This window comes from Polynucleobacter sp. (genome assembly GCF_018500155.2).
GTDB lineage: Bacteria > Pseudomonadota > Gammaproteobacteria > Burkholderiales > Burkholderiaceae > Polynucleobacter.
The window spans coordinates 20479-28204 of record NZ_JAHBAK020000053.1 but is presented as its reverse complement, the minus strand read 5'-3'; the positions used below and the strand labels follow the sequence as shown (position 1 = coordinate 28204).

At 44.2% G+C, this 7726-nt stretch carries 10 protein-coding genes and 1 pseudogene; 3 read left to right on the top strand and 8 right to left on the bottom strand.

Going from position 1 to position 7726, the window contains the following annotated elements; genetic code table 11:
• Nucleotides 1–185 (bottom strand): annotated as a pseudogene (locus tag KIH43_RS06855) (phasin family protein); the annotation flags it as partial.
• Between the two features lie 106 nt (nucleotides 186–291).
• Nucleotides 292–918: a hypothetical protein gene (locus KIH43_RS06850; protein WP_296968721.1), complete on the bottom strand. Its 627-nt coding sequence runs from the start codon at nucleotides 916–918 to the stop codon at nucleotides 292–294.
• 189 nt (nucleotides 919–1107) lie between these two features.
• On the opposite strand from KIH43_RS06850, the gene ahpC reads away from it, so the two are divergent.
• On the top strand, nucleotides 1108–1671 hold the full coding sequence (ahpC, locus tag KIH43_RS06845) for an alkyl hydroperoxide reductase subunit C (protein WP_296968718.1): 564 nt from the start codon (nucleotides 1108–1110) through the stop codon (nucleotides 1669–1671).
• Nucleotides 1672–1775: 104 nt separating this feature from the next.
• A complete protein-coding gene (gene ahpF / locus KIH43_RS06840; protein ID WP_297719115.1) occupies nucleotides 1776–3359 on the top strand; it encodes an alkyl hydroperoxide reductase subunit F in 1584 nt (527 codons plus the stop codon).
• Between the two features lie 43 nt (nucleotides 3360–3402).
• Here ahpF and KIH43_RS06835 read toward each other — a convergent pair whose 3' ends face one another.
• The 3 genes from KIH43_RS06835 to KIH43_RS06825 are packed head-to-tail and all read right to left on the bottom strand — an operon-like array spanning nucleotide 3403 to nucleotide 4948.
• Nucleotides 3403–3951 carry a DUF3833 domain-containing protein gene (locus tag KIH43_RS06835; RefSeq protein ID WP_297719113.1) on the bottom strand — a complete coding sequence of 183 codons (549 nt, stop codon included), beginning with the start codon at nucleotides 3949–3951 and terminating at the stop codon, nucleotides 3403–3405.
• Entirely contained in the window at nucleotides 3951–4466 is a 516-nt protein-coding gene (locus KIH43_RS06830; protein WP_297719109.1) for a chalcone isomerase family protein, read from the bottom strand. Before KIH43_RS06830 ends, KIH43_RS06835 begins: the two co-directional genes overlap by 1 nt.
• A gap of 56 nt (nucleotides 4467–4522) precedes the next feature.
• Nucleotides 4523–4948: a DUF393 domain-containing protein gene (locus KIH43_RS06825; RefSeq protein ID WP_297719106.1), complete on the bottom strand. Its 426-nt coding sequence runs from the start codon at nucleotides 4946–4948 to the stop codon at nucleotides 4523–4525.
• Between the two features lie 60 nt (nucleotides 4949–5008).
• Here KIH43_RS06825 and KIH43_RS06820 point away from each other — a divergent pair, with 60 nt between their 5' ends.
• Nucleotides 5009–5704, top strand: coding sequence for an SDR family NAD(P)-dependent oxidoreductase (locus KIH43_RS06820; protein ID WP_297719102.1), 696 nt, complete (start codon nucleotides 5009–5011; stop codon nucleotides 5702–5704).
• Between the two features lie 6 nt (nucleotides 5705–5710).
• Here KIH43_RS06820 and KIH43_RS06815 read toward each other — a convergent pair whose 3' ends face one another.
• Genes KIH43_RS06815 through KIH43_RS06805 form a run of 3 tightly spaced genes read right to left on the bottom strand, consistent with a single transcriptional unit; the run spans nucleotide 5711 to nucleotide 7691 of the window.
• A complete protein-coding gene (locus KIH43_RS06815; protein ID WP_297719099.1) occupies nucleotides 5711–5881 on the bottom strand; it encodes a DUF2256 domain-containing protein in 171 nt (56 codons plus the stop codon).
• A gap of 8 nt (nucleotides 5882–5889) precedes the next feature.
• Nucleotides 5890–7425, bottom strand: coding sequence for a cryptochrome/photolyase family protein (locus KIH43_RS06810; protein WP_297719096.1), 1536 nt, complete (start codon nucleotides 7423–7425; stop codon nucleotides 5890–5892).
• Nucleotides 7422–7691 (bottom strand): TIGR03643 family protein, encoded by a 270-nt coding sequence (locus KIH43_RS06805; protein ID WP_296968702.1) that lies wholly within the window; start codon nucleotides 7689–7691, stop codon nucleotides 7422–7424. Before KIH43_RS06805 ends, KIH43_RS06810 begins: the two co-directional genes overlap by 4 nt.
• Nucleotides 7692–7726: the final 35 nt, after the last annotated feature.

The following is a 7726-nucleotide window of genomic DNA, read 5'->3' as shown; positions in this document are numbered from 1 at the left end:
CTCTGAGTTTTTAACAGCTCCGAAAGACGAGTTTGTATCCGATCGGGAAAATCCTGCGCTGCCTTTTGATTGATTTGCTCTATCGCCTGAGCACTTTCCATAGTGACGCGACCCACAGCCCTACCAGCGCTGACCGCATTTTCCTGATGTTTTGATACGGCATCATTCAGTGATTTTTTACTCATAACAACCCTCTCCAGAGATCTAGTTTGGAATAAATACAATCTACTCTCGTTTTGAGGTGTTGCTATAGAGGAATACCAGTAGAACGCTTGTTACCCTAAGCTCTTCCTAAGGTTTGGTGCTCGATTTTTTTGGGAGACTGCTAAGAGTACCCACATCATTAAGCTGCTGATCGACTAGGAAAAGCGCACCACCATAATTGGCTTGAAGGTCATAACCAGAAAGACCTACCGTGTAAAAAGTAATGTAAGGATTAAATGATCGAATCACTCCGCCCGATCCCGCCGAGAAATTGGCCTCAACATCCAAGCCTCCTTGCTGACCATCAATGGATGCCAATAAAAACTGATCGATTGCAGAGGTAGTCTTAAATATGATGATCTGATATTGGGTTTGATAACCCGCGCCAAGACCTTCGCCAGTTTTTACATCCTGCATAAAAACTGGCTCTTTACGACGCTTGTCATAAAGAACGCCCTCACCCCGTGCCAGCACCAATAAGACAACATTGACATTGGTGGTATTGAAAACGGCATACCCAGCAGCTTTCTCAATCTCTTCTTTTGCCTTTGGATTTTGTTTTATCAAAGCATCAAGACCAGTTTTTGCCATCTCAATAGTGGCTTGGCGCTTTTGCAAAATTTCGGCCTGAGTCAAAGGTTTGCCATTTTGACCTGTTGCCTGACACCCCGCTAACAAGGAAAGGCTACATAACAGCGATATAAAAAGACGCATAAATTTCATAAGAATTGAACAATGACCAGCAATTATCCCGAGAACTACAGGGGATGGCTAATTATCAATTATATCGATAATAAATATCTATATTATTCATTATACAAATAATTGAATAGTGCCTAGAATGGACTCCGTTGTCTAAACAATACGTAAAAATTAAACATACTTATTTAACAAAGGAGCATCATGTCCATCATCAATACCACCGTAGCCCCATTTAAAACTGAAGCTTTTCATAACGGCAAGTTTGTGACCGTAACCGACGAAAGCATCAAAGGCAAATGGTCTGTTTTCATTTTCATGCCAGCAGCATTTACATTTAACTGCCCTACTGAAATCGAAGATGCGGCTGACAACTATGCAGAGTTCCAAAAACTGGGTGCTGAAGTCTATATCGTCACAACCGATACACATTTCTCACACAAAGTTTGGCACGAAACTTCTCCTGCTGTTGGCAAGGCCAAGTTTCCTTTGGTCGGCGACCCAACACACACATTGACAAATGCGTTTGGTGTACACATTCCAGAAGCAGGCCTTGCATTGCGTGGCACATTTGTAATCAATCCTGAAGGTGTGATTAAGACCGCTGAGATTCACTCCAATGAGATTGCACGTGATGTTTCTGAGACACTGCGCAAACTCAAAGCCGCTCAATATACTGCCGCTCATCCTGGTGAAGTATGCCCAGCGAAATGGAAAGAAGGCGCTGCCACATTGACTCCATCCTTGGATCTTGTCGGCAAGATTTAATCCCTCTCGCTTTTTGAACCAATCAGACTCTCTACGGAGAGTCTATTGGAGAGGATGAGATCCTGCCCAATAGACTCACTGAATACACCATAAAGGAAGTGACCATGTTAGATACCAACATCAAAACCCAACTCAAAGCCTATTTTGAAAAAATCGTTCATCCGATTGTTCTCACTGCATCTTTAGACGATAGCTCAGCTTCATCTCAAATGCTCGAGTTGTTAAATGAGGTTGCTGAGCAATCAGAAAAAATTTCTGTAAAGGTCGACGGCCAAGCACAAAATAAACCCAGCTTTACAGTTAGCAAAGCCGGCGAGCCTGCACGCATTACTTTTTCAGGATTACCAATGGGTCATGAAATGACGTCATTTATCCTGGCGATATTGCAAGCCAGCGGTTATCCGCCCAAAGTAGAAGAAGACGTGATTGCGCGCATTCGCAAGCTCGATGGCAAATTCCGCTTTCAGACATTTATTTCTTTGTCATGCCATAACTGCCCAGATGTAGTTCAGGCTCTCAATTTAATGGCAACTCTCAACCACAATATTGAGCATGAAATGATTGATGGCGCTCTCTTTCAAGGGTTGGTGGATCAATACCAAATAATGGCAGTACCAACAGTCATCCTCAATGGCGAAGTATTTGGCTCTGGGCGCATGGGTGTTGAAGAGATTGTGGCCAAACTAGATACTGGCAGCGCAGAAGAGGAAGCTGCCAAACTGAATGCCAAAGACGCCTATGATGTTTTGGTCATTGGTGGCGGTCCCGCAGGTGCAGCTGCTGCAATTTATGCCGCACGTAAAGGCATTCGCACCGGAATTGTTGCTGAGCGCTTTGGTGGACAAGTGATGGATACCTTAGGCATCGAAAACTTTATTTCCGTATCACATACAGAAGGGCCAAAACTTGTTCAAGCATTAGAACAGCACGTCAAAGATTACGAAGTGGATGTGATGAACCTACAACGTGCGAGCGCATTGCGCAAAACCCAATCTGGCATCGAAATTGAAATGGCTAATGGGGGAACTCTCAGAAGCAAATCCGTCATTGTGAGCACAGGTGCAAGATGGAGAGAGATGAATGTGCCAGGCGAACAAGAGTATCGCAATAAAGGGGTGGCTTACTGCCCTCACTGCGATGGCCCTCTATTCAAAGGTAAACGCGTGGCCGTTATCGGCGGCGGAAATTCAGGCGTAGAAGCTGCCATTGATTTGGCGGGTATTGTGAGCCACGTCACCTTAATTGAGTTTGATAGCCAGCTTCGTGCTGACGCCGTTTTGCAGAAAAAGTTGTTTAGCTTACCTAACATGACGGTCATCAAGAGCGCCTTAACCAAAGAAGTATTAGGTGATGGCAACAAAGTGAATGGCTTGCGCTATGAAGACCGCACCTCAAAAACTGAACATACGATTGAGCTTGAAGGTATCTTTGTGCAAATTGGCCTTCTGCCCAATACAGAATGGCTAAAAGGTACTGTAGACCTTTCACCTCGTGGTGAAATTTTGGTTGACGCCAAAGGCGAAACCTCAGTGCCTGGCATATTTGCAGCTGGTGATTGCACAACCGTGCCTTATAAACAAATCATTATTGCTATGGGTGAAGGTGCAAAAGCGTCACTGGGTGCGTTTGACTACTTGATACGACACTCAGTGAGCGCCGAAGAAGAGCCTAGCAAATTAGCAGCTTAGTTTTACCCCCCCCGAATTGCGTTCGGGGGGGGTAATTTGCTTACTAGCGTTTATAAAAGCTAAGCGTCACTTCACCCAGATGAATTCCGAACTTACTCATCTGCGCCTTATTGATCATTACCTTAGGCGTCACTAAGTACATCCAGTCATCAAACTGAACATGGTAAATCGTGCCATCTACTGGCAGTGCAAGGGTATAAGCCCAGTTCAGCGCATTGCCAGCAGAAGAGCCGCTAGCCTCACCTACAACATCGTCAGCTTTGCCGGTATAGCGACCTGGCGCGACCTCAGTTAATGTCCAAATCCGTTTTTGTTTCGTGCCATCGGAATACTCAAAGCTTTCATCCAAGGTGCCTACTTTTTTTCCATCAACCATACGCCAGCTAGCTTGAATTAATACCGTGAAGCGCTTCACTACTGCTCCGCTTCGATCAGTAAAAATGCCATAAGCATCTACCGTTCCGGAAAAGTATTCACTCAGGTCTAGCGAGGGTTTTTCGTTAGCGTACTGAGAAATCTTTTGACCCGCGCAACCCAACAGCAAAAAAGAACAAAGAAAAATGGTGAGAATGGGTTTAACGATAGATTTCATTAATTGCAAGCCTCTTGAATAATGGGTGGTGGGCATGACTGCCCCAGTAATTGCTCTCGTAATTTGGGCGCACTGGTTTTTGCATCTAGCCAAATACCAAAAAATGCTTTAGAAAAGTCTGCGCCTGGTATCTGTGCAATGGGTTTACCTTCATAGTAAAAGGTGGTGCCTTGCTTGGGAAGATAAATCGCAGTGATATTTTGTCCAGGCTCCACATTGGGCATGAAAGAAGCGAGCTGCTTTCCCCAGATTTGAGCTTGTCCATCAGGCACGCCAATTTTTTTCATCTCTTCAACCGAACGATTTGCAATTGCATTGCCAGCAAGCGCTCGGTAATAACGTAAATCTAGGGCAAATTCAGAAGGATTTTGGCTAGCACTGCGATAGAAGTAAGCATCATAAACATGCAAACCATACCAAGTGAGTTTGCCACTGCCCTGTAGCTTTGCTGGCTTTAGCGCCTCATCAACATAAGCTAATTCACGCGCCTGGCTGACGCCACTGAGCGTACACATCACAACAAGAAAGCAGACAAAGAAATATTTCAACACGTAGCAATCACTTTCCAAGATCAGTTGTACGGCTTTACTTTTTCAGTTTTTGCAGTCGCATTGACCAGAGATAGCGCTAAGGGCCCCAAAATTCTTGAAATGGCATGGCGATGGGTAGCAAAAAATTGATAGGCTACATTGAATAGGGGCTGCAATGTTTTTCGAGAAAATAGCCAAGCCATCCAAGGTAAATTTGCTCTACGGTATGCTTCAGGAAAAACAGCGGGGCCATGAATTAATGCGCCATCAGCATATTGCGCATACATGGCAGCTAATGCAGCCTGACAGGAAACACCAACTTTTGCAGGATCAAAAGCAGTGGTGTTGATATCCACAAATCCCAGTAAACCTGCTTGATTGCGCCTGGCAAGAAATAATATTTCTGCCTGGCACAGCGGGCACGCACCATCATAAAAAAGTGTCAATTTTTGTAATTGCTGACTCATCAAGCAAGTGTAAGACTTATTCAATAAACTGGCAGAGCACACAACAATGAACGCAATATCTTGAAATTACTACCTAATCCCTTTCGCGCATTAGTCATAGGCTCATCAGGCACCATTGGATCGGCCTTTATGGATTTGCTAACAAATAACCCCAACTGCACTGGGGTTGTAGGAGTTCATCGTCATTCCAACCCATTCATCGATTATCAGAACCCATCATCTATTGAAGATTGTGCGACTAGCCTAGGTCGCGATGGACCATACCAATTGATCATCAATACGATTGGCGTTCTTCATAGCGATGATTGGATGCCAGAGAAAAAACTGGATGACATCAACGCAGATCAATTAATGGAATTGCTAAAAATCAACACTATCGGCCCTGCATTAACCATACGTCACTTTGCAAAGCTACTTGATCCTCGTGGCAGCATCATGGTTACCCTATCGGCCAAAGTGGGGAGCATTGAAGATAATCGGCTAGGCGGCTGGTACAGTTATCGTGCTTCCAAAGCAGCACTCAATATGTTGATTAAAACGGCGTCAATTGAAATGACCCGCACTAAACCTCAGGCCGCAATCATTGCCATGCATCCGGGAACAGTCAACTCGAGACTCTCCAAGCCTTTTCGTGGCGAGCAGATAGGAAGGCCTGCGCAGGATGCTGTAGTAGATATGTTTAAAGTCATTGAACATCTACAGACTAGCGATACCGGAACTTTTTTTAGCTACTCAGGCGAAAAATTACCCTGGTAAATCACACTATCTTGTTGGGGTGACATTCTTTGGTGCATTCTTGCGACAAGCATCTGAACAATATTTGACCGCCTCCCAATTTTTAGCCCAAGACTTTCGCCAAGTCATGGTTCTATTGCAAACAACACATATTTTGCTAGGTAAATAACCTTTATTACCCTTAAAAGCATTGGACATAGAGTGGCCTATAACGCATTCAGATCAGAGAGTATGCGCCGAGCATGCTGAACAATCGCTTTCTGATCAGTGTCACTAATTCTTTTTAAATTGGCGGTCATTAAACGTGTGCGCGGACTAGATTCAAATTGTTCGCGATGTTTAATTAAGAAATTCCAATACAGTGTAGTCATTGGGCATGCTGATGCCCCAAAACGCACATCGGGCTTGTACTGACACGAATCGCAATAGTTGCTCATGCGTTTTATGTAAGCACCACTGGCGATATACGGCTTGCTAGTAAAGCGCCCGCCATTGGCAAATAATGCCATGCCTGCTGTATTTGGTAGCTCCACCCACTCAATCGCATCTACATAAATCGCCAGATACCATTCGCACACTTCAGAAGGCAAGATTTCAGCTAGTAGCGCGAAGTTACCTGTCACCATCAGACGCTGGATGTGATGCGCATAACCGTATTCCAAAGTTTGACCAATCGCATCTCGCATGCATGCCATATTTGTCTTGCCATTCCAATACCACTGTGGAAGAGCATTTTGATGGTTGTAATAATTATCTTCCGCCATTTGGGGCATATCCAAGTAGTACATGCCTCTTACAAACTCTCGCCATCCCAATATTTGCCGAATAAATCCCTCCACCGTCGAAAGATCTAGGGAATATTTTTTCCAAGCATCTAGAACAGCAGCAATCACCTCTCTTGGATTGAGTAATTTCAAATTCAGAGAACTTGAGAGTATGGAATGCCAACCATATGGGGTATTGGTCCACATCGCATCTTGATAAATGCCAAAGTTTCGTAATCGATATTCCACAAAATAATGCAATGCTTCTAGAGCTTGATGACGAGTCACCGGCCACCGAAATTTTTCTAATGACCCAGGGTGATCTGGATAGGTTTTGCCAACAAACTCGATGACTTCTTGCGTGATTTCATCAGGCTCAAACATCATTGGGTCATCGATGATGCCAGGCCCTTTTTTTGGATAAGGCTTACGATTGTCCTGATCAAAATTCCATTGACCGCCTTCTGGATTGCCATCAGCATCAATCAAGATATTGTGGGTTTTGCGCATGAGGCGATAAAAATACTCTAACCGCAGCTCCTTCTTATTAACAGCCCATTCCTGAAACTCTTTTTGCGTACAAAAAAAGTGTTTGTCCTCACGCATATCTAACTGAAGATGCAGTTCGTCTGCCAGCTCTAAGAGCTCTTGCTTTAAACGCCATTCTCCAGGCTCAATACAGACTAAATGGGTAATGTTGTCGTCTAGGATTTTCTCTTTTAGAGCGCCAACAATGGAAAGACTTGAATTGCGAATGTACGTCAGTGGATAATTCAAATCCTTCAGTGCCCGTGCAAAATGTCGCATCGCAGAAATAAATAGCGCAATTTTGGCTTGGTGAGACCACACATACTGCGCCTCATGAATAGACTCCACCATCAAAATCTGATCATTTGCAGCATCAAAATCTGCCAACGCCGTACTCTCTAAATCAAGCTGATCCCCTAATATGAGAACAAGTTTTTTTGGGGATGTCATTTAATTTTGTATTGAGTAGAGCAATATGCTCGATTAACCAACTTGCTTCTAAGGGCAACATGTTTAGTTGCCCTACCCGTCACTCGCTTGCGCCAAAGCTCAAATGATGATCTCTTGAGCTCTTGTCGCATCAACGCAATCACTTGGGATTCTGAAATGCCAAACGATTGCTCAATCGCATCAAATGGGGTGCGATCCTCCCATGCCATTTCAATAAGTCGTGACTTATCTGCTGCTGAGAGGGTTTTTATGGGGGTTGTTGGCATCAAGCAAGTGTAAGACTTATTGAATAAACTTGTTT